Source organism: Opitutus sp. sgz309028, from assembly GCF_059821195.1.
In genome coordinates, this window is record NZ_JCAMRR010000001.1 from 910,621 (window position 1) to 932,416 (window position 21,796).

The following is a 21,796-nucleotide window of genomic DNA, read 5'->3' on the forward strand; positions in this document are numbered from 1 at the left end:
CGGCACCGACCGTCCGGCAAGGCGCCGGGCTTCATCCGTCCGGCTCGGTCGCCGCTCGGAAACGTGGGGGCATCTTCATCGTCGGTGCGGCCGATGTCCTAATTTCCGGCGCGCGGGCTATTACGTCTGCGTTACCCGATTCGATATGTCGTTCCCGCGCTCCTTTCTCTTTGCGGCCGCCCTTCTGCTCGGTGTCGCCGCGCCGGCGTCCGCCCAGCAGTCGCCCGCTCGTCCCAAAATCGTCGGCATCTCGCATGCCGCCTTCTACGTGAGCGACCCGGCGAAGGCGCGCGCGTTCTACACGGATTTTCTCGGCTACGAGGCGGTGTTTTCGATTCCGCGCCAGCGCGGCGGCGAACTCACCTGGATCAAGATCAACGACCGCCAGACGGTGGAACTTTTCCCCGGCTCCGAAGTGGCGCCGGAGGCCGACCGCCTCTTTCACATCGCGCTCGAAACCGACGACGCGGAAGCGATGCGGGTGTATCTGAAATCGCGCGGCGTCGAGGTGCCCGACCGGACGCCGGTCGGAAAGATCGGCAACGCGAACTATTTCATCAAGGACCCGAACGGAAACACGATCGAGATCGTCCAATACCTGCCCGACAGCTGGACCGCGCGGCATCGGGGTAAGGCTTTGCCGGATACGCGCATCTCCCACCGCCTCCGCCACGTCGGCGTGATGGTGGGACAGCTCGAGGCGTCGCTGCACTTCTACGGAGACATCCTCGGCATGAAGGAGACGTGGCGCGGCAGCGCCGGCGGTCGCGTCCTCAACTGGGTGAACCTGCAGCTGCCCGACAGCGACGACTACATCGAGTTCATGCTCTACGGCGAGATGCCGTCGGTCGACCGCATGCGCACGCTGCACCACATCTGCCTCGAGGTCGACGACGTCGTCGCCGCGGGAGCAGTGCTCGCCCGCCGCGACCTGCCCGCCGGCTGCAAACCGCCGACGGACATGAAAATCGGCGTGAACGGCCGCCGGCAGATCAACTACTTCGACCCCGACGGCACGCGCGTCGAGATCATGGAACCCGTCACCCACGACGGCCGCCCGGTGCCGCCGTCCAACGCCCGCCCGCCCGCGCCGCTGCCGCGACCTGGAGCCTCTTCATGATTACGCATTCGCGCGTCCTGCGCTTCCTTCTTCTCGCCAGCTGCGCCAGCTTCCTGACGGACGCGGCTCTCGCCCAAGGCGCCGGCCGCCGGAAAGGTTCCGGCTCGGGCGAGGATCTGACGACGGGCCTTCCATCCGATGTCAAAACGCTGCAGATCGGCGATGCCGCGCCGGACTTCGCGCTCCCGGGGATCGATGGCAAAACCTACACGCTGGCCGACTTTGCCGAGGCTCCGGTGCTGATGGTCGCGTTCCTCTCGAACCATTGCCCGTATTCGCACGCCGCGGAAACGCGCCTGCTGCCGATGGTGGAAGAACTGCGCGCCCGCGGTCTCGCGGTCGTGGCGATCAACCCGAACCACCCCGATGCGGTCGCCCTCGCGGAGCTGGGCTACAGCCGCTTCGACGACAGCTTCGAGGACATGAAAGGCTATGCGGCCGAGGCGGGCTTCACCTTCCCGTATGTTTACGACGGCGACACGCAGGCCACGGCCAAAGCCTACGGTGCGCTCGCGACGCCACATGTCTTCGTGTTCGATCGCGACCGCCGGCTCCGTTACGCCGGCCGCTTCGACGACTCCCGCTATCCAGGCCCGACCGCCGATCATCCCGATGCGCGCAACGCCATCGAAGCGTTGCTGGCCGGCCAGGCGGTGCCGGTGGAGCTGACGCGTCCGATGGGCTGCTCCACGAAGTGGCGCACGAAGGCGGCGAAGGTTGCCGAAACGGACGCCGCCTGGAAACACGAGCCCGTGTCGCTCGAGCCTATCGATGCCGCCGGTGTCGCCGCCCTGGTCGCCAATCCGACGGACAAGCTCCGCCTCGTCAACGTCTGGGCCACCTGGTGCGCGCCCTGCGTGCAGGAGTTTCCCGAACTCGTGCAGCTCACGCGCCGGCTCGGCAACCGCGACTTCGAGATCGTGACCATCAGCATGGACGACCCGAAGCAGGAGCCGCGGGTTTTGAAATTCCTGCAGGATCGCCACGCCGGCCTGCCCGGACGCCTCAAACGCTCGGTGCAGCGCGAAGGCCGCACGACCAACAACTATCTCTACACGGCGAAGAGTCAGGACGCGCTCGCCGCGGCGCTCGATCCGGAGTGGCCGGGCCCCTTGCCGCACACCGTCCTCATCGCTCCGGGCGGCGGGATCATCTGGCGCCACAATGGCCCCCTCGATTTCACCGCGCTCAGCAAGAAAATCTTCGAAGAACTCGGTCCCTACTATCGCTGATTCCATGCCTCACTCTCCTTCGGATTCCATCGGCTTCGGCATCATCGGCGGCGGCATGATCGCCGGCTTCCATGCGCAGGCCATTGCGCGCACGTCCGGCGCTCGCCTGATCGGCGTCGCCGATCGCTCGCCGGAGGCGGCCACCCGCTTCGCCGCGCAGCACGGGCTGCCGTTCGCGACCGGCGACATCGGCGCCCTCATGGCGCGGCCTGATATCCAGGTCGTCTGCGTGACGACCCCGAGCGGCGCCCATCTCGAACCGGCCATGGCCGCCATCGCCGCCGGCAAGCACGTGATCGTCGAAAAACCGATCGAGATCACCACCGCGCGCGCGGACCAGATGATCGCGGCCGCCGAGGCGCGCGGGGTGTTGCTGGCTCCGATTTTCCAGGCCCGGTTCGGGGTCGGGGCGCAGCGCGTCAAGACGGCCATCGATTCCGGCCGGCTCGGCCGTCTCGTGCTGGCGAGCGCCTATGTGAAGTGGCACCGCGACCCGTCCTACTACACCGGCTGGAAGGGCACCCTCGCCCTCGACGGCGGCGGCGCCGTCATCAACCAGGCCGTCCACGGTCTCGACCTGCTGCAATGGTTCGCCGGCCTGCCGGACGAGGTTTTCGCGCGCACCACCCGTCGCGTGCACACGCGTATCGAAGGTGAGGATACCGCGGTCGCCGCGTTGCACTTCCCCGGCGGCGCGCTGGGCACCATCGAGGCGACGACCGCCGCCTGGCCGGGCTGGTCGCGCCGCATCGAAGTGTGCGGCGAAACCGGTTCGATCGTGCTCGAGGACGACCACATCGCACGCTGGGATTTCCGGACCCCGCAGCCCGAGGACGACGCGATCCGCAGCGCCGCCAACGACAATGCTCTCGGCTCCGGCGCGGGCGCCGCGTCGGCGATTTCGATCGAGGGCCATCTGCGCCAGATCGGCGACCTTGTCGCCGCGCTGCGCGAAATGAAGCCGCTGGCGGTCGACGGGCGCGAAGCGCGCAAGGCCGTCGCCCTCGTCAACGCCATCTATGCCTCGGCCGCGTCCGGCGCGCCGGTGCGCGTGGGGTAACTCTTTATGTCGGCCAACTCCAATCCGTCAGTTCCGTGGTGGCGCCTTCTGGGACGCGAACACTGGTATGTGTTCGCCGTCGCTTCGTTGGCGTGGATGTTCGATTGCCTCGACCAGCAGCTCTTCAACCTGGCGCGCGACGCGGCCATGGAGGACCTGCTCGGCGACAAGGCCCGGGCCACCGTCTACGGTCCCTACACCACCTCGATCTTCCTCATCGGCTGGGCCGTCGGCGGGCTGATCTTCGGCGCGCTGGGCGATCGTTTCGGGCGGGCTCGCATCCTCTCGGTGTGCGTGCTGCTCTATTCGGTCTGCACGGGCCTGAGTTCGTTCTCGCAGGGCTTCGCCGATTTCAGCCTTTACCGCTTCCTCACCGGTCTCGGCGTCGGCGGGGTCTTCGGCCTTTCGGTGGCGCTGGTGGCCGACTCGGTTCCCGACCGCGCCCGCGCGCCCGCGCTGGGTCTGCTGCAATCCCTGTCGTCGTGGGGCAACATCACGGCGGGCCTGATCGGCATGGGCATCGGTCTGCTCGCCGCGCGCCAGTTGCTGCCGGCCGGACTGCACGCGTGGCAGGTGATGTTCCTGGTCGGCGCCGTGCCGGCCTTCCTCTGCGTGTTTATCATCGGGCGGCTGAAGGAACCCGAGCGCTGGCTGCAGGCCCGCGCGGCAGGCGAAAAGCGCGGCATCAAATTCGGCTCCTACGGCAGCCTGCTCCGGCACCCGCGCTGGCGGCGTCACGCCTGGCTGGGCCTCGTCCTCTGCAGCGCCGGCATCATCGGCCTGTGGGGCATCGGCAACTTCCATCCGAAGATCGTGCGCACGCTCGTGGAGGAACACCTCGCCGGCGCGGGGCTGTCCGCTTCGGCGCTGGCGAGCGAGAAGGCCTACTGGGGCTCGCTCGGTCTGCTGCTGCAGAACATCGGCGGATTCTTCGGCATGCTCACCCTCGCCAAGTTCGCCGAGGTGAAAGGACGCCGTCCCGCCTTCGCGGTGGCCCTCGCCCTGTCGTTCGCGACGACGATCCTCGTTTTCCACAGCCTGCGCTCGGTCGACCAGATCTACTGGATGATCCCGCTGATGGGCTTCGGTCAGTATTCGGTGTTCGGAGTCTACGCCATCTATCTGCCCGAGTTGTTCCCGACCAGCCTGCGCAGCACCGGCACGAGTTTCTGCTATAACTTCGGCCGCATCGTGGCCGCGACGGCGCCGTTTACCATCGGCCTGATCACGCAGCGGCTCGGCAGCAATCTCGAGGGTTTCCGCACCGCCGGGATGGCCGTCAGCGTCGTGCTCCTGCTCGGCATCGCGGCACTGCCCTTTCTTCCCGAGACGAAGGATCAGCCGCTGCCCGAGGAATGAAAACGCTGCGATCTTTCCTCTGCCTCGCGCTGACGGCCGCCTCGTTCGGCGCCGGCTCCGCGGCCGCCGCGCCGAAACGCGTCCTTTACTTCACGAAGTCTTCCAATTTCGAGCACAGCGTCGTGAAGCGGCGCGGCCAGCAGCCGAGTTTCTCGGAACAGGTGCTCGCGGAGTTCGGCCCGCGCCACGACATCGCGTTCACCTTCTCGAAAGACGGCAGCCTGTTCAGCCCCGAGTATCTCGCGCAATTCGACGCGGTGATGTTCTATACCAGCGGCGACCTGCTGTCGGCCGGCAAGGATGGGAACCCGCCGCTGACTCCCGCGGGCAAGGCCGCCTTGCTGGAGGCGGTCGCGAGCGGACGGCTGGGCTTCGTCGGCATCCACTCCGCCGCCGACACCTTTCACACCGGCGAGACGCCGGCGACGAACACCGACCAGCCCCGCACCTGGCGTTACCGCACGCTCGGAGAACACGCTGATCCCTATCTCCGGATGCTCGGCGGCGAATTGATTGTCCACGGGACGCAGCAGATCGCGCGCGCCACGGTCATCGATCCGACCTTCCCCGGTTTCGCCGGACTCGGACCGCACATCGAACTGATGGAGGAGTGGTATTCGCTGACGGAGTTTTCCGAGAACATGCGGGTACTTCTCCGCCTGGAAACGGCCGCCATGCGCGATCCCAACGCCAACGGCACCGACTGGCCGCCGGCCGGCTGGGACACGCCTTACCAGCGTCCTCCCTTTCCGAATACATGGGCCCGCCAGCATGGCCGCGGGCGCGTATTCTACACCGCGCTCGGCCATCGCGAGGACGCCTGGCTGAGCGAGACGTTCGAGAAGATCCTTTTCGGCGGACTCGACTGGGTGCTGCGCCGCGTCGACGCGGACGTGACGCCGAACTTCGCGACGGCCACCCCCGGTGCGCGCGAACTGCCACCGGTTTCCGGACCGGTCGCCGGATTGCCCAAGGCGCTGCGGAACCTGCCGCCGCCGCCGATTCCGCCGCGACGGTGATTTCCGACCCTTCTTCAACCCCGCACCTCTTCACCTCAATCGTCTGAACCTCCTCTTCTCATGACCTTGCAGACCTCCCGTCGCACATTCCTCAAATCCGCCTCGCTCCTTTCGATCGCAGGCCTGACCGGCATTCCCGGCCTGAACCTCGCGCAAGCGGCCATCGCGCCGGTGCCGCGGGTCGGCGGCCCGCGGCTCAAGCTCTCGCTCAACGCCTACTCGTTTGCGCGGCTGCTCAACAACCACCTCATGAAGCGCGGCGAGGGCCTGAGCCTGCTCGACCTCTGCGAATTCTGCGCCCGGCACAACTTCGACGGCATCGACGCCACCGGTTATTATTTCCCGGGCTACCGTGACCGCCGCATCCCGGACGATCGCTTCGTGTTCGAGGTGAAACGCAAGGCCTTCGATCTCGGCCTGGGCATCAGCGGCACGGGAGTGGGCAACAATTTTACCATCGCCGATCCCGCCGCGCGCGCGAAGGACGTCGCGTGGATCAAGGCGTGGGTGGAAGTCGCCGCCAAGCTCGGCGCGCCGGTGCTGCGGGTGTTTGCGGATACGCAGATGCGGAATGCCGACTGGAAAGTGGCCTCGAACCACGCCTCGCGCGACGAGGTGGAGAAGTACATCGCCGATTCCGTGCGCGAATGCGCCGATCATGCCGCGAAGTTCGGCGTGATCATCGGCGTGCAGAACCACGGCGATTTTCTGCGCACGGCGGATGACATGATCTCGCTGCTCCGGCGCGTGGACTCGCCCTGGTGCGGCGCAATCGTGGACACCGGCTTCTTCCGCGCCGCCGATCCTTACGCTGAGATCGCGAAGACCGCGCCTTACGCGGTGAACTGGCAGGTCAAGCAGAGCCCGCTCGGCATCGAGAAGGTGACCGAGGCTCCGATGGATCTGCCGCGCCTCGTGAAAATCGTCCTCGCCTCGGGTTACCGCGGCTATCTGCCGATCGAGACCCTGTCGCCCCGCGGAGGCGGCGAGACCTACGATCCCTACAAGACCGTGCCCGCGTTTCTCGCCCAAATACGCGCGGCGCTCGCGGCGGAGGGTCACGCATGAAGCGCGGACTTTTCGGCTTCGCGCTTGCGTTCGCGCTCCTCGCGCGCCCGGCGACGGCGGCGGAAACAACCTTCGTGCCCGCGCCGGAGGATCCGCTGATCGGCGACTGGCGCAGCGCCGATGGCGCGCTCGTCGGCCAGCTCTCGCTCGACGCACACCAGGATTATCAGCTCCAGCTCGCGCGCGAATTCGACCGCGGCGCGAGCGCCGTCATCGCCACACTCCGCGGCCGCCCGCGCGACGGTGCGGTGTCGCTGCGCGGCGGTGGGTGGCGGGCACGCGTCGGCGACGACCGGCGCCTGAACGTCGAAGGCGACGCGGGCAAATTTTCGCTGGAGCGGATCGCGCGGCCCAATCCCACACTCGGTCAGCGGCCGCCCGCGGGGGCGGTGGTGCTGTTCGACGGTTCGTCGTTCGACGGCTGGCACAAGAAGGACGGGAAAAACTGGCTGAATCCCGACGGCGCGCCCCGGTGGAAGCTCGCGGAAGGCGCGATGGAGGTCGTCCCGGACACAGACTCGATCATTTCGTCGCGCGAATTCGGCGACTGCACGCTCCATCTGGAGTTCCGCCTGCTCGGCGCACCGACGAACAGCGGCGTGTATTTGCAGGCTCGATACGAGGTCGATCTCAACGCATCCTACGGCCGCGTCGAAGGCAATGCGTGCGGCAATCTGGGCAACACGATTGCGCCGAAACCCACGGTGAATGCCTCCCGCGCTCCGCTCGAGTGGCAGACGCTCGACGTCGAGTTCCGCGCCCCGCGCTTCAACGCCGCGGGCGAGAAGACCGAATCCGCGCGCATCACCGTCCGCCTGAACGGCGTCACGCTCTACGCCGATCACGCGTTGAGCCCGCCGAAGGGCGCTGCCGGTCGTCTCGGCGAGGCCGCGCGCGGTCCGCTGTTACTGCAGGAGCACGGCGCGCCACTGCAGTTCCGCAACATTTGGGTGGTGGAATAACTTTTTCGCGCTTTCGCGTCCTAAATGGAGTCGCGAGCGCTATTCGCTTCGTGTCCCCATACCCGGCTCTCGCGACGGCGAAGCCCAACCCTACAAACCTGTTGAGGAAATCATCCATGAACAAGACCGGCCCCTTCTTGGCGGGCATCCTTCTGCTCGCGAGCGTCGGCCCGCTCGCGGCCCAAACGGCAGCCCCCGATCAGGAGGAAGTCATCCTGCTTTCTCCCTTCGAAGTGCGCACCGCGTCGGCCAGCGACTACATCGCGTCCGAATCCGTCACGGGTTCGCGCGTCGCGACGCCGATCAAGGACCTGCCTTTCTCGATCAACGTCATCACGAGCGAATTCCTGAACGACTTCGATTTTATCGAGATCGACAGCAACATGGCTTACACGAGCTCGCTGACCGGCCTCGACACGCAGGGCAATTACAACCTGCGCGGCTACGGCGCGACCTTCCAGCTGCGCAACGGCTTCTATCGTCTCGGCCTCATCGATCGCGTGAACGTTGACCGCGTCGAGGTGATCAAGGGACCGAATGCGGCCATCTACGGCCAGACGTCGCCCGCCGGCCTGGTGAACATCATCTCGAAGCGCCCGCCGACGAAGCATCAGCAGCGCGCGTCCGTGATGACCGGCTCGAACGATCTGCTCCGCGGCGAGATCAACGTCGGCGGCCCGCTCGGTTCGTGGGGCGGCACCTCGTTCAGCCATCTGCTCAGCGCCTCCGCGATGGATCGCGATTCCGACATCGAGTATGCGACGATGTCGCAGCGGACCTTCTCCGAAGCGGTGCTGGCAAAGCTCGGCGACCGCACCACCCTGCTCGCGGAGTTCGAATACTCGCAGCGCAACTCCATCCCCGCCACCAACGACGTTCCGCTCGTCGTCACGCGCTCCGGCAACCGCTATACTTACACCTCCGAGTTCGCCAAGGAGTTCGCGCGGCTCAGCCAGAACGGCCCGAATGCCCAGCAGGACCGCCAGGTCAGCACCGGCACCGTCACGCTCGAGCACCAGTTCAACCCGGTCTTCTCCGCCCGCGTTTCGGGCTATGTCTACGGTCGCAACGCCGTGAACTTCAACTCGAGCACCGGCGACCAATACTATCCGGTCACCCGCGTCATCATGGGACGCAATCCGACCTACTCGCATCTCAACGAGGACGGCGGCGCGCTGCAGGCCGATCTGCTCGCCCACTACTGGACGAACAACCGCAACCTCGAGCACAAGACGCTCCTCACCTTCGACTGGTCCTCGAACTGGCGCCGTCGCATCGAGACCAAGCCGCTCACCTCCGTCCTCGGCAGCACCGACGTCAACGTCGACAACCCGAACTACGCCATGCCCGCGCGGTCGCTCTGGAACATCGTCACCCGCAACGACCGCACGCGCAACGACGTCGTCGGCGTTTACCTGCGTCAGCAGACCGCCTTCCTGCAGGGCCGGTTGATCGCGTTCGGCGGCGTGCGCTACGACCACGTGAAGTTCAACCTCGATTTCGGCGACCAATACAACGTCGGCGGCTCGAAGCCCGGCAGCCTCCGCGCCGCCGGCACCACCGATCGCTTCACCGACACGGCCGTCTCGCCGAACGTCGGCTTGAACTACAAGCTCACCCCGAACGTCGCCCTGTTCGCCAACTTCAGCCGTTCGTTCTTCCCGAACGCGCAGGCCTCGAAGCTGGGCGATCCGCGGCTCCCCAACGAGCGCGCGAAGGGTTTCGACTACGGTATCAAGGCCGGCTATTTCCAGGACCGGCTCGTCTTCACCCTCAGCGCGTTTTCGATCGAGCGAAACGGCGTGAAGGCAACCATCATCGAGGACGGCACCGCGGTCGATCGCGCCGCCGGCCAGCAGAAGGCCGATGGCGTCGAGCTCGACTTCACCTGGCGCGTCACCGACAACCTCACGCTCCTCGGCGGCTACGGCTACACCGATGCGCGCATCTCCGACAACGGTCGCGACGTCGATTCCGTCGGGCGCCGTCCCAGCGGCGTGCCGCAGGACAACGGCGGTCTCGCCGTTCGCTACCGCCTCCCCGGTGCGCTGCGCGGCTTCACGCTCACCGGAGGTTTCAAATACCTCGGCGAAGCGAGCCCGTTCTCACTCGTGACGGTGTCCGGCGGGAATCCGGACCTGGCCCGCCGCAACATCGAGATCCCCTCGTCCTACACCGTCGACGCCGGCTTGTCCTACACCTGGCGCCAGCGCGAACGCGGCTTCAGCCACACGGTTCGCGCCAGCGTCCGCAATGTCTTCGATTCGGACGATCTTAACATCCGGGCGCAACTGCCGGAGGGCCGCCAGTTCTTCGTCTCCTATACTTTCAGTCACTGATTCAGGTTAGGTTAACAAACGTGTCACAGGCCCGGAGCCCCGCGCTCCGGGCTTTTATTTTTTATGCGCATGTCCCAATCGGACGCATCTCGCGCTATTCTCCCATACGTATTCTTATGAAAAAATCCCTGTTACTCCTCGTCTCCCTGTCCCTCGCGTTGCCCGCGACCTTCGCGGCCAAGGCGGCCGGTCCCAAAGCCAAGGCCATGGCCCAGTTCGATCTGAACCGGGACGGCAAGCTCGACGCCACGGAAGTGGCCGCGGTGCAGAAAGCCTTTGCCGCCAATCCCACCGGAGATCTGCAGCGCTTCGACCTCAACCAGGACGGCAAGCTGAACGATCAGGAAGTCGCCGCGATGGTGCCTGGCAGCGGGAAAAAGGATCGCGGCGCGAGCAAGGCCCAGAGCGAGCCGAAGAAGGCCAAGGCCTCGAAATCCGAAAAATCCGGCAAGAAGGCTTCCGGCAAGTCCGAGGGGGCGAAGTAACTTGCGCTTCGCCGCGCCACGCCTGACGACGTGACCATGACGGAACGGGTCACAGCCATGGATCCCGAGGATCAGAAACGCCTGATGGCGCTGATGACGCGCCATCAGCGGCAGATCTTCGCCTACATCTACACGCTCGTGCCGCGGCGGCACGATGCGGAGGATCTGCTGCAGGAGACCTCGGTCGTGATCTGCGAGAAATTCCGCGAATTCCGCCCCGGCAGCGATTTCGTTGCCTGGGCCTGCCAGATCGCGTGGTGGCGGATCCGCTACTCGCGGCAGAAATTCGCGCGCTCGAAGGTCATCTTCGACGATGTCGTCATGGAGTCGCTCGCGCGGACCGTCGGCGAAATGCAGGCGGAACTTGACGACCGGCACGAAGCGCTGGCGCATTGCCTGCAAAAACTCCCGACGCGCGACCGCGAGTTCATCCTCACCCGCTACGAGCCCAGCTCCGGCGTCGAGGAGGCCGCCCTGCGCACCGGCCGTTCCATCGAGGCCGCCTACAAGGCCCTTTCGCGCATCCGAAAACTCCTTTTCGACTGCGTCACTCACCAACTCGCCACCCCCGGCGCCGCGTCATGAATCTCACCGATCAGGAAATCCTCGAACTGAACGAGCTTTGTTCCGCGCTGCTCGACGGCCGGCTTACGGATGAGCAACGCGTGCGGCTGGAGCGATGGCTGGCCACGTCCGAGGCGGCCCGCCGCCTGTATGTGCGCATCGCGGGCCAGTCGGCGAGTCTGCACCTTTACGCGAGCGAGATGCACGGCGAGGTCGCACCCGCCGCGCCGCGGCGTCGGCGCCGGCCGCTCTGGCTCGCTTTCGGCGCCGGGCTCGCCGCCGCGGCCGCGATCGCAGTGGCGTTTATCTGGCAAGGGAGTCCTCCGCCCGCGACTCCCGCGCGCCCCGCCGTCACCGTGGCGCGGATTTCGGCCGTGAAAGACGCCGTCTGGAATGCCGGCGGCGCCTTCGCGCCAGGCCGCCTGCTCGTGAAAGGCGAACAGCTGGAACTGGCTTCCGGTTATGCGGAGGTGACCTTCGATTCCGGCGCGCGAGCGGTGCTGCAGGGCCCAGCGACGCTCACCGTCAACTCCGCGTGGGACTCCACGCTCCGTCGCGGCACGGTCAGCGCGACCGTCCCGCGTCAGGCGATCGGTTTTCGGATTTCCAATCCTTCCGTCGAGATCGTCGATCTCGGCACCGAGTTTACGATGGTCGCCGGCAGCGACGGCAACACGGAGGTGTTCGTGTTGAAGGGCGAGATCGAGGCGTCCCCCCGCAGCGGCGCCAGCGAAGCCGATGTCCTGCTGCTGCGCGAACGCGAGGCCCGGCGCTTCTCGCGTTCCGGCGTCAGCGAAGTGCCGGACCGCGAGACCAAATTCGAACATTTCCTCCAGCTGGCGCCGCTGGAGCGCACGCTGCCGCACTATCGCTTCGCCCATTGGACCTTCGACGACGCCGAGGCGCTCGGCGGCACCCCGACCTCCGTCACCGGCGCGCCGCTCCGCCTCGCCGCGGGCCACCATGGCCGCGCGCTCCGGCTGGAAGGCGACTCGTATGCGCAGTCCTCCTTCCCCGGCATCTCCGGAGCGGCGCCTCACACGGTCGCCTTTTGGATCCGGGTGCCGGAAGACGCACCGTTGTCGGAGGCCTACTCGATGTTCGGCTGGCGCAGCAACCTGGCCAAGCTCAGCTACCGCCCCGTGCACATCAGCTGGAACCGCAATCCAAACGAAGGGGCGCTCGGCGCGATCCGCACCGACTTCGCCGGCGGATGCGCGATCGGATCCACATCGCTGCGCGACGGCCGCTGGCACCACATCGCCGTGGTCTTCGTTCCCGGCACGGGCGACACCCCGGTGCAGGTGAAGCAGTATGTCGACGGCTATCTCGAGAGCAGTTCCATCATTCCCGGACGCACGCGCGGTCCCGCCGGACAGGCGGATGCGCGCCTGGACGACACGCTCTGGATCGGCTCGCGCCTCGGCGCGACCGGTCCGCGGCAGGAACGTTTCCGCGGCGAGATCGACGAATTGTTCGTCGTCGAGGGCGCGCTGGAACCGCAGGAAATCGTGCAACTCCAACAAAACCACGGCGCCGACGGCATTCTCGGCCACGTGGCTGCCCGATAAGCGCGGACCGAGCCGGCGCGCCACGCACACAAGACCGCGCAGCGAATCTCCGCGCCGGATGTCCTGATTTCCCGCGGTCGGACTATTCATGGAGTGCGCCCGCGCGTTGCCGCGGACGCAGCCCCTTCTTCTATGAAAACCGCTTCACTCGTTCCCCTTCCCCGATTCCGCCGCCTGGCCCTGGCCGCGTGCGTTCTGTTCGCTCTCCCGGCGTGGGCTTCTGCGCAGTCGGCCAAAGGCCGCAAAGGCAAGCCGGTCGAAACCACCTATGCCGATGAAATGAATCCCGCCTACGCGGCGGTGCGGCTCAACACGTCGGCGGACCCGAGCGGCAAACCGGCCAAGCCGGCGGGCTTCGTGCATCCGGGCGTGCTGGTGAATCGCTCGCAACTCGAGGAGCTCCGGCGCCGCGTGGCCGAGGGCGTCGAACCGCAGAAATCGGCTTTCGCGCGACTCGCCGCGAGCCCGTGGGCGGCGCGGGACTACACCCCGCGTCCCGTGCCGACGGTGATGAGCGGCCCGCGCTCGAATCCCGAGATCGGAGCCAAGGCCGAGCAGGCCGATGCCGCCGCCGCCTACAGCCAGGCGCTGATGTGGTGCCTGACGAACGACGAGGTCCATGCGCGGAATACGGTGAAGATTCTCAACGCTTGGGCCGGCACGTTGACCGGCGGTCACCGGCATGCGAACGGCCCGGTGCAGGCGGCCTGGACCGGCGCGGTGTTCGCCCGCGCGGCGGAGATCATCCGCTACACGTATCCAAAATGGAGCGACAGCGAGATCGCCGCCTGCCAGAACATGTTCCGCACCCAGTTTCTGCCGTTCATCATGCACGGCGACTGCGAGAACGGGAACAAGGAACTCGCGATGACCGAGGCGTTGATCAACATCGGCGTCTTCAACGACGACCGCGAGGTCTTCGAACTCGGACTGCGCATGTGGCGCGCTCGCACCCCGGCCTACATTTATCTCACCTCGGATGGCGCGAAGCCGATCGAGCCGCCAGGCTGCGGCCCCGCGATCTGGAGCAACAAGGGCCACATGCCCGAACTGGTCGACGGCCTCACGCAGGAGGCCGCGCGCGATTCCCACCACTCGTGGATGGCGTTCGCGTCGATGGTCAACGCCGCCGAGACCGCCCGCCTGCAAGGCGTCGATCTCTACGCCGAGGAAGAACGGCGCATCACCGCCGCGATGGAATTCGTTGCGCGTTTTCTGCCGCCAAACCACGAGGCGCCACCGGAAAAACTGGAGTTCAGCCTCCAGCCGACCTGGGCCATCGCCTTCAATCATTACCATGATCGTCTCGGCCGCCCGCTGCCGAAAATGGCCGCCGTCTTGCGCGACATGCCCCCGCTCGCCGGACATCATCACATGCTTTGGGAAACCCTTACTCACGCCGGAATCGGAGACGCCGGCCTGATCGCGCCGATCGCGTCCGCGAATCAAAACTGACGTGGCCTCGCCCGTGAGTTCGCCCGGCCGCTTCAGCCGGCGGCCGCGATCATGACGATGATCACGATGAAGAGAATGAAACCGAGCAGACGGCGGTAGCCGATCCAGAAGGTGTCTTCCGGCGGCGGCGCCGTAATGGGCCGCACGGGCGGGCGGCGCGAGGGCTCGTATTTCCTGCCGACGGCGTTGCCGCGCGGCGGACATCGTCGGCGAAAAGCCGACGGAGATCGAGGATCGAAGGTGGTCTTCATTATTTCTATCGAGAGGGTTTGATCGGCGTCGGCCCGCGCGGGGAACGCCGTGGAGAGCAAAGGGAGCCTCGACGGTCGTTGCGGGCCGGCTCCGGTGGGCGGCGGTGAGGAGCTCACGGCCGGAAGACGAAGTTGCGGAATTGCCACGGGTCGGACTTGTCGACCTGCGCCTCGGCGAGTTCTTCGAAGTAAACGCGGTGACGGCTCAGCGGCGTCCAGTCCGAACGCGCGGACAACCAGGTCCCGAGATACGGCCGAGCCACGTCGAGAATCTCTCGGTGCGGCAAATCCTCGGGCAGGCACAGTCCGCGGTTCGGATTACGAATCGCCCAGGCGATGCCGGCCAGCACGCCGGCCGCGACCTGCACCGCGGTCGCGTTGACGCCCGGGACTTTTTTCCGCGCCTCGTCGATCGAGAGCGCGCTCCCGGTCCACCACGAACGGAAGCGGTGGCCCATGATGAGCGCACCGACCACGTCCTGCCCCGCCACAATCTCGTCGGTGAGGATGCGGGTCTTCGGATGCAGCTCGTAGTTGCGCGCGCGCAGCTCGTGCATCGAGACGATCGAGTCGTCGCACGGCTGGTAGGCGTAATGCACCGTGGGCCGATAAACGACCTGATCCTTCTCGCGCACCGTGAGCGCATGGGACAGGCCGAACGACTCGCCGTGCGTCACGACCATGCCGACGATCTCCTGGTTCGGGACCCATGAGCGAATCCAGGTATTGAGCCCCATGCGCTGCAGCACGATCTGGTTGCCGGGACCGGTTTCAGGCTGGGTGGCGTGCGGGGGCATCCACTTCTCGTGCGTGCCCCAGCCGATCTCCGAGGGTGAAATGGATTCCTCCCACATGCCTTCGGGGCTCCAGGTGGAGACGAACTCGTCCGGCGTCTTCGCCTTGTCGGCGCGCTGGCTGTCCCACTCGCTGCAGTGAATCACCTTCACGCCCAGTTCGCGCGCGAGCTGCGGAAAGGTTTCGTCCTCGAGCAGGCGCTCGATGCGTCGCTTGCGCGGCGCCGAGAGCTTGTTCTCGCGCAAGACCGCGGCGCCGATGTCCAGCAGCCCCGCTTTCGTGAAGTGCGACACGAGGCCGGGGTTCGAGCCATGGTCGACCACGGCGGTCGTGCCGCCGCGCCACTTGTCGATCAGCGGCAGCAGTTTTGTATAACGACTGTACAGCGACTTCTCGAGCGTGGGCTTGCGGTGCATCTCGGCCGTCGGATCCCACGACTCGAGCGAGGCGTTGACATAAAGCACCTCGTTGTCGTGCGCCCACTGGACGATGTCGAAAAAGTCGACGCTCCACGCGAGGTCCACAATCAGGTCGCCCGGCCGCGCGTGCGTCGACAAGAGCCGGGCGAGGCTGAACGGAGTCACCCGCTCGTGGAAGAACCGCAGGCCCTTGTCGATCCATGGCTTCAAGACGGCGGTGCGATCGACGAAATCGATCACGACGATCTCCGCGCACGACACGCGAAGATGTTTGACGAGCATCGGCAGCAGCGCCCGGGCCACGACACCGTGGCCGATCATCACAATACGATTCTTGAATTCCATGGAACGAAAGGAGTTGAGGGTTTGCACGGCGACCGGAAGAGCCGGTCGCCAATGAAGAACGGCGTGGAGCCGGATCAGCCGTTGATGGCTGCGGCGAACGCCGCCGGCATCGTGGCGTCGGCCGCGGGAGCGGTGACGCCGCGGACCTTGAGGCGCCGGATGCCGCCCGGCGTGGACCACTTCACGATATCGCCGACACGGCAGCCCAACAGGGCCGTGCCGATGGGCGCGAGGATCGAGATGCGGTTGAGCTCCACGTCGGCATTTTCCGGAAACGTGATCGTGTATTCCTCGATCTCGCTCGTGCCGAGGTCTTCGAACTCGACGGTGGAGTTCATCGTCACGACGTCTTCGGGAATTTCGGTCGGATCGACGACGGCGGCACGATCCAGCTCCCCGCGGAGTTTCTGGAGCGCCGAGTTGGCGTTCGAATAGAGCGAAGTCGCCAGCAGCAGGCGGAGCCGGCTGTTGTCGTCACGGGAGATATAAATAGGAGTATCGTTCATGATATTAATATGATTATTGGGTTTTCGGGTGTTTTGGGGAGGCAGCGGCACGCGATCCGCGAAGAGCGGCCCGCGTCCCTGCGAGAAAGGCCGGTCGCTCACGCCGCCAGTGCGGCTTCGTTTTCGGCCGCCAGCGGAATTCCGGACGGGCGCGAAGCTCCGTCGCGCGCCGTGACGAGGCGGCAGGTCATCGACTCCGTTTGAATCAGGATGTGATTCGGAAACGGAGCGTCGGGGTCGTAACCGGGATTGAGCAACAGCGTGCCCCCGGACTGCGCCTGCCAGGCCAGCGGCGAGTGCACGTGGCCGGAAAGCACCAGCCGCGGCGCGTAACGGCGAACCGCCGCCACCAGATCGGGATCGCCCGCATCGTCACCGGTCGCGGTGGCGGCGACGAGCGTTCCCGCCGGCGGCGCGTGGACGACCCACACATCGGCGTGACCGCCTTTGGGTTGCGAGGTCGCACCGAGGTTGAGCATCGAAACGCCGTCCAGGCTGACGCGCTGACCGTCGGTCCACACGAGCGGATTGACCACCTCGCGCAACCAATACGCCGGGCGCCAGCGCCCCCGCTCGGAATCCCACTCGAGGTCGTGGTTCCCGCTGCACAACGAAAGCGGACGGGGAAAATCGCGGAGCCACGCGGACACCCATTCGATCTGCCGCCGTTGCGGCGTCGCCCGAGTGAGGTCGAGCAGGTCGCCCGACATCACGACGACGTCGTGCGGCGGAGCGCGATGCAGGAGCCAGTCGAACCAGCGCTGATTGAAATGAAAATCGGTGACGTGAAGGAGGGTCATGAAACTTGTGCAGGATGAATCCCGGAAACCGGGGCGAGCGCGCGGTCCGGGGCAGGGGTTTGAAGGCTGACCGCACGACAACGGTGCGGCGGTGATGGCCGCTCGCGCACTCCGAAGAAGTGCGCCGCGGGACGGAGGACGGGGTGTTTCCCCGGTGCCGCTGGCAGCTTGGAAGGCGCATAACGCGTCGATCCGCTCCAGTGGCTCGCGGCGCCGAGCCGCTCGAATGATATATATTTCCGGAAAATATATTGTCAAGGCCCGCGGCGCGCCGGAAAGCGGCGGCAGCGGGCGAAGATCGCCGGTGGCTTATATATTTTCGCCGCGGCGCGGTCTTTGCGCCGCAAAGACGCGGATCACGCGCCGATGGCGAGCGCGACCACGATCGCGACCAGCAACAGAAGGGCGAGTAGACGCACCGAGATCAGCGGCTGGTCGTCATCGGAGAGCGCAGGGTAACGCTGGTAGCGAACCGCCGGCGGACGATGCCGGCGGTCCGTGCGCAACGACGGGCCTCGGGTGACATCCGTCGTTTCGTAAAAGCGACCGATCTCGGGACGGGGCGTGGCATTTCGGTGGGGTTGCGATTTCATGGCAGGAGTTTAACGTCCGAACGACGGACCGCCTACTGCGCGGGTTGGAAGGTAGCGATGCGCAACGCGCATGACTCTTTCTTCTCCTCCCGGCGTCTAAAGGGATGAGGCTATATATAACGCCTCTCGAGCCGAGGATGTTCGTACAGCTCCAGCCCGTCACGAAGATCCTCCGCCGTCCCTTCTGCGCCGGCGTTTTGCGCCGGCGCTTCAACGTCAACCCTCGACTCCTCTTGCATGATTGCTATTCCTCACACCGCCAACGACTCGAAACTCCTGCTCCGTGGTCTTCACCTCGAGCTCGACGACGCCACCCGGACGCTGGTCGAAAGCAAGGCGAAGCGCCTGTTTCGACATGAGCCGCGCATCGATCGCGTCCGCATCGACGTGGTGCGCGAACCCCGCGGTCGCAGCGAGACGTTTAGGGCCGCTGGTCGGATCGAACTCGCCGGCCCGGATCTGACGGCGTCCGTCACCACGGACACGCCGCTGGCTTCGATCAACCTGGTGATCGACAAGCTCGACCGGATGCTGCGCAAGCGGATGAGCAATTTGATGCGGCGCCGCACCTCCGGCGACATCCGCGCCTACGCGGCGCTCCCCGCGGCCGTGTAAGCGACCGCCCCCGGTTTTCACACCGCCATGAAGTCCGTTCTCATCTTTCTTGTCGTGGCGGCGCCGTGAGTTGACGGCCCTGTTTTCGCCTTCGGAGCAGGCCCGCTCGCGAGCGCCTGCCGGTTTCACCACGAGCAGGCCATTCGCCCTCGTGGTGATTTCACCCTCAACCGCAATGCGCGTCACCACGCGCCCGTATTCGAAAACACGCATGATCAAACAACGCACGCTGGGCCGCACCGGCCTCTCACTTTCCGAGCTCTGCCTCGGCACCCTCAACTTCGGCTGGAAGACCGACGAGAAAAACGCGTTCGCGATTCTCGACGCCTACCACGCCGCCGGCGGAAATTTCATCCAGGCGGCGAATTACCGTCCCGACCGGTTCCTGCCCTCGATGGCCGTGACGCGATCCGAGGAAATCGTCGGTCGCTGGTGGAAATCCCGTCAGCTGCCTCGCCACGATCTCTTCCTGGCGACGCGCCTGCACGTTCGCCAGCCGGAGGACGGCAACGAGGGCGACTTCATCGAGCAGGTGCAGGACGCGTGCCGGCAGTCGCTCCGCCGTTTCCAGACGGATTACCTCGATATGGTCATCTTCGAATGGAACGAGGGCCTGCTGCCCATGCGCGTCGCCGCGGAAGCGTTTCACCACGTCGTGCGCAACGGGCTCGCGCGCTACATCGGCGCCGCGAATTTTCCGACCTGGCGCGTCGTCGACAATCTCGGTCGCGCCTACCTGCGGCAGTATAACCGGATCGAGGCGCTGCAGTCCGATTATTCGCTCATGACGCGGACGCGCTTCGAGCCGGAGGCGATGGCCTTGTGCCAGGAGCAGCGGCTCGGATTCTTCGCGCAATCGCCACTCGCCGGCGGATTTCTCACCCGCCGCTCCGCTCTCGAAACGATGTTCCACTCCGGCCGGCGCGACTGGCTGATGGAGCGGTTTGGCAACGCCTACGGCGAGACCGCGCAGGCGGCCGTCGCGGACGTCGCGACGCGGCACGGCGCGTCGCCCGCGCAAGTGGCGCTCGCGTGGGTGCTCCGGAATCCGGCCGTCACCTCGGCGGTCATCGGCGTGCATTCAGTCGCACAACTCAACGAACTCGTACTGTCGGCCGCGCTGCAGCTCACCGCCGACGACTTCGTGCAACTCGACGACGCCACGGCAGCCGAAGAGGTTCGCATGACTCCCGAGTTCACGCGGCCCCGCGTGACGCCCCGCGATCTCATGCTGAACTGACGGCCCGCCGAGCCGACCAGGCCCGCTCCTCCGACGGAGCGGGCTTTTTTTTCGCTGCGTTATCCGCCGTTCACCGCACCGAGAGGACCCGGTGGGCGAGGCGCTTTGCGCGGCAGCAGGATGAGCGTGCCCGCGATGCCGGCGATGATCGAGGCCGTGAAAATCGCGATCTTCGCCGCCGTGAAATCTTCCGCGACCGGATAGGCTTCGCTCGCAATGAAGAGCGACATCGTGAAGCCGATGCCGGCGAGCGCCCCGGCGCCCGCGAGTTGCCGCCACGAGTATTCCACCGGTTTCGCCGCGAGTCCGAAGCGCACCGCCAGCCACGCGGCCAGGAATATCCCGAGCGGCTTGCCCATCACGAGTCCCAGGATGATCGCGAGCATCAGGCTTCCGTGGCTTTGGATGACGTCGATCGAGATCACCACGCCCGCATTCGCGAGGGCGAAGACCGGCAGCACGGCATAACTCGACCACGGCTCCATCGAGCGGAGCAGCTTGTCGGTGGGAGATTCCGTCCGACTGTGGATCGAATCCAACGCCCGCAGAGCCGGCTCCGAGAGACCGTGTCGCATCATGGGATCGCCATAATACCGCGTCTCCGTTTGGACAACCGCCTCCGCCTGCGCCATCAACACATGCAGTCTCGGCGGCGGCAGCGCCGGCGTGACCAGGGCAAGAATCACCCCGGCGAGGGTGGCGTGCAGCCCCGACTCGTGCAGGAAAACCCAGAGCACGAGGCCCATCACCGCATACGGCAAGGGCCGGTAAATCCCCAACCGGTTCATCGCCACGAGCAGCAGGGTGACCACGCCCGACGCGAGCAGGAAGTTCACCCGAATCTGCTCCGTATAGAATATCGCGATGACTCCGATCGCGACCAGATCGTCGATGATGACGGCCGCGGTAAGGAAGACGCGCAGTTCGACCGGCACGCGCGTCCCGAGCAGGACGATGATCGCCACGGCAAAGGCGGTGTCCGTCGCGATCGGCACCGCCCAGCCATGCGACAACGGACCGGCCGGCGCCAGGAGCAGGTAAATGATCACAGGGGCAGTCATGCCTCCGAAGGCGGCGATGACCGGGAGCACGCCGGTGCGAAAGGTCGCTAACCGCCCCACGGTAAACTCGCGTTTGATTTCCAAACCGACGACCAGGAAGAAAACCGCCAGCAACCCGTCATTGATCCAATTCGCCAAGGGCAGCATCAGGTCATGCCCGCCGACCCGGATGCCGCAAACGGTTGTCCAGAGCGCGAGGAAGTCCGGCCCGATGCGCGAATTCGCCAGCACAACCGCGAGCACCGACATCAACAGGAGAAGGAGGCCGGCCGAGGGCGCCCAGCGAGCGAAGGTGAGAGCCGCCGTCTGCACGCGATGCGCGAGCGTGCCCACCAACGCCTCTGCGAGGCTGTTCTCGTCCCACGGCCCCTCGTAGCGTTCGCCGTTGAGGAAAAACGTCGGCGTCATGATCACGCCGCTGCGGGCCGCGCTTTCGGTGTCCTGCTGGACGCGCGCCTCCTCGGGTTTTGCCGCGGCAGATCCGCTGGCGCCCGACGGCAGATCGAACTGCCGTTCGATTCGCTCGAAATCGCCGGTGGTGAAAACCGGTCCCTGCGTCATGAGGGCATCGTGCACCGGCCAGAACTGCCCCGTCTGCTCGAACACGCGCTCCGCGAGCTCCGCCGCGCGAATCGCCTCCGCGCTGTTCTCCACCGGACGATGACGAAACACGTAGCGCAAGCGGTCTCCGAAGCGGTCGCGGAGTCCCGCGATCACCTCATGGGCCGAGTGGCAGGAGGGGCACGCGTAGCTGCCATACTCCACCAGCGTGAGTTCCGCTGCCGGATTTCCGAGGAGGTGGTCGCGAGCGGGGTCAACCGGTGGATCGAGCTTCGTCGGCCTGTTTGTTCCTGCTTGGACCATAAGGTGCCCCACTCTACCACCTTCGGGCGGGACGTCCATGCGGGGCTCTCCCGATCACGTCGCAGGAGTTCCC

19 protein-coding genes are annotated in these 21,796 nt (G+C 66.1%); 14 read left to right on the forward strand and 5 right to left on the reverse strand.

All coding sequences use genetic code 11. The features are described from left to right. Positions 1 to 145 precede the first annotated feature (145 nt). The 12 genes from AC6RV7_RS03370 to AC6RV7_RS03425 all read left to right on the forward strand — a co-directional run bounded on the left by AC6RV7_RS03370 (position 146) and on the right by AC6RV7_RS03425 (position 14,234). A complete protein-coding gene (locus AC6RV7_RS03370) occupies positions 146 to 1,120 on the forward strand; it encodes a VOC family protein (protein ID WP_500092489.1) in 975 nt (324 codons plus the stop codon). Continuing rightward, a complete protein-coding gene (locus AC6RV7_RS03375; protein WP_500092490.1) occupies positions 1,117 to 2,352 on the forward strand; it encodes a redoxin domain-containing protein in 1,236 nt (411 codons plus the stop codon). Before AC6RV7_RS03370 ends, AC6RV7_RS03375 begins: the two co-directional genes overlap by 4 nt. A gap of 4 nt (positions 2,353 to 2,356) precedes the next feature. Beyond that, positions 2,357 to 3,412 carry a Gfo/Idh/MocA family protein gene (locus AC6RV7_RS03380; protein WP_500092491.1) on the forward strand — a complete coding sequence of 352 codons (1,056 nt, stop codon included), beginning with the start codon at positions 2,357 to 2,359 and terminating at the stop codon, positions 3,410 to 3,412. A gap of 6 nt (positions 3,413 to 3,418) precedes the next feature. Further along, complete coding sequence (locus AC6RV7_RS03385) at positions 3,419 to 4,771, forward strand: MFS transporter (protein ID WP_500092492.1); 1,353 nt, start codon at positions 3,419 to 3,421, stop codon at positions 4,769 to 4,771. Further along, on the forward strand, positions 4,768 to 5,790 hold the full coding sequence (locus AC6RV7_RS03390) for a ThuA domain-containing protein (RefSeq protein ID WP_500092493.1): 1,023 nt from the start codon (positions 4,768 to 4,770) through the stop codon (positions 5,788 to 5,790). Before AC6RV7_RS03385 ends, AC6RV7_RS03390 begins: the two co-directional genes overlap by 4 nt. 60 nt (positions 5,791 to 5,850) lie before the next feature. Further along, on the forward strand, positions 5,851 to 6,858 hold the full coding sequence (locus AC6RV7_RS03395) for a sugar phosphate isomerase/epimerase family protein (RefSeq protein ID WP_500092494.1): 1,008 nt from the start codon (positions 5,851 to 5,853) through the stop codon (positions 6,856 to 6,858). Further along, positions 6,855 to 7,820, forward strand: a complete 966-nt coding sequence (locus AC6RV7_RS03400; RefSeq protein ID WP_500092495.1) for a 3-keto-disaccharide hydrolase — start codon at positions 6,855 to 6,857, stop codon at positions 7,818 to 7,820. Before AC6RV7_RS03395 ends, AC6RV7_RS03400 begins: the two co-directional genes overlap by 4 nt. Positions 7,821 to 7,936: 116 nt before the next feature. Then, on the forward strand, positions 7,937 to 10,159 hold the full coding sequence (locus AC6RV7_RS03405; protein WP_500092496.1) for a TonB-dependent siderophore receptor: 2,223 nt from the start codon (positions 7,937 to 7,939) through the stop codon (positions 10,157 to 10,159). Between the two features lie 158 nt (positions 10,160 to 10,317). Further along, positions 10,318 to 10,644 carry a dockerin type I domain-containing protein gene (locus AC6RV7_RS03410; RefSeq protein ID WP_500092497.1) on the forward strand — a complete coding sequence of 109 codons (327 nt, stop codon included), beginning with the start codon at positions 10,318 to 10,320 and terminating at the stop codon, positions 10,642 to 10,644. Between the two features lie 36 nt (positions 10,645 to 10,680). Further along, positions 10,681 to 11,229 carry a sigma-70 family RNA polymerase sigma factor gene (locus tag AC6RV7_RS03415; RefSeq protein WP_500092498.1) on the forward strand — a complete coding sequence of 183 codons (549 nt, stop codon included), beginning with the start codon at positions 10,681 to 10,683 and terminating at the stop codon, positions 11,227 to 11,229. Next, complete coding sequence (locus AC6RV7_RS03420; RefSeq protein WP_500092499.1) at positions 11,226 to 12,779, forward strand: LamG-like jellyroll fold domain-containing protein; 1,554 nt, start codon at positions 11,226 to 11,228, stop codon at positions 12,777 to 12,779. The genes AC6RV7_RS03415 and AC6RV7_RS03420 overlap by 4 nt, the downstream gene beginning before the upstream one ends. A 132-nt stretch (positions 12,780 to 12,911) precedes the next feature. Further along, positions 12,912 to 14,234, forward strand: a complete 1,323-nt coding sequence (locus AC6RV7_RS03425; protein ID WP_500092500.1) for an alginate lyase family protein — start codon at positions 12,912 to 12,914, stop codon at positions 14,232 to 14,234. A 364-nt stretch (positions 14,235 to 14,598) separates the two neighbouring features. On the opposite strand, the gene AC6RV7_RS03430 is transcribed toward AC6RV7_RS03425, so the two are convergent. The 4 genes from AC6RV7_RS03430 to AC6RV7_RS03445 all read right to left on the reverse strand — a co-directional run bounded on the left by AC6RV7_RS03430 (position 14,599) and on the right by AC6RV7_RS03445 (position 17,943). Further along, positions 14,599 to 16,044, reverse strand: a complete 1,446-nt coding sequence (locus AC6RV7_RS03430) for a saccharopine dehydrogenase C-terminal domain-containing protein (protein WP_500092501.1) — start codon at positions 16,042 to 16,044, stop codon at positions 14,599 to 14,601. A gap of 74 nt (positions 16,045 to 16,118) precedes the next feature. Beyond that, positions 16,119 to 16,550 carry a nucleoside diphosphate kinase regulator gene (rnk, locus tag AC6RV7_RS03435; protein WP_500092502.1) on the reverse strand — a complete coding sequence of 144 codons (432 nt, stop codon included), beginning with the start codon at positions 16,548 to 16,550 and terminating at the stop codon, positions 16,119 to 16,121. 98 nt (positions 16,551 to 16,648) lie between these two features. Beyond that, positions 16,649 to 17,350 carry a metallophosphoesterase family protein gene (locus tag AC6RV7_RS03440; RefSeq protein WP_500092503.1) on the reverse strand — a complete coding sequence of 234 codons (702 nt, stop codon included), beginning with the start codon at positions 17,348 to 17,350 and terminating at the stop codon, positions 16,649 to 16,651. A 356-nt stretch (positions 17,351 to 17,706) separates the two neighbouring features. Then, complete coding sequence (locus AC6RV7_RS03445) at positions 17,707 to 17,943, reverse strand: hypothetical protein (protein ID WP_500092504.1); 237 nt, start codon at positions 17,941 to 17,943, stop codon at positions 17,707 to 17,709. A 237-nt stretch (positions 17,944 to 18,180) separates the two neighbouring features. Here AC6RV7_RS03445 and AC6RV7_RS03450 point away from each other — a divergent pair, with 237 nt between their 5' ends. Next, positions 18,181 to 18,558 carry an HPF/RaiA family ribosome-associated protein gene (locus AC6RV7_RS03450; RefSeq protein WP_500092505.1) on the forward strand — a complete coding sequence of 126 codons (378 nt, stop codon included), beginning with the start codon at positions 18,181 to 18,183 and terminating at the stop codon, positions 18,556 to 18,558. Between the two features lie 211 nt (positions 18,559 to 18,769). Next, positions 18,770 to 19,798: an aldo/keto reductase gene (locus AC6RV7_RS03455; protein WP_500092506.1), complete on the forward strand. Its 1,029-nt coding sequence runs from the start codon at positions 18,770 to 18,772 to the stop codon at positions 19,796 to 19,798. A 59-nt stretch (positions 19,799 to 19,857) separates the two neighbouring features. On the opposite strand, the gene nhaA is transcribed toward AC6RV7_RS03455, so the two are convergent. Next, entirely contained in the window at positions 19,858 to 21,723 is a 1,866-nt protein-coding gene (gene nhaA / locus AC6RV7_RS03460) for a Na+/H+ antiporter NhaA (protein WP_500092507.1), read from the reverse strand. Positions 21,724 to 21,796 lie beyond the last annotated feature (73 nt).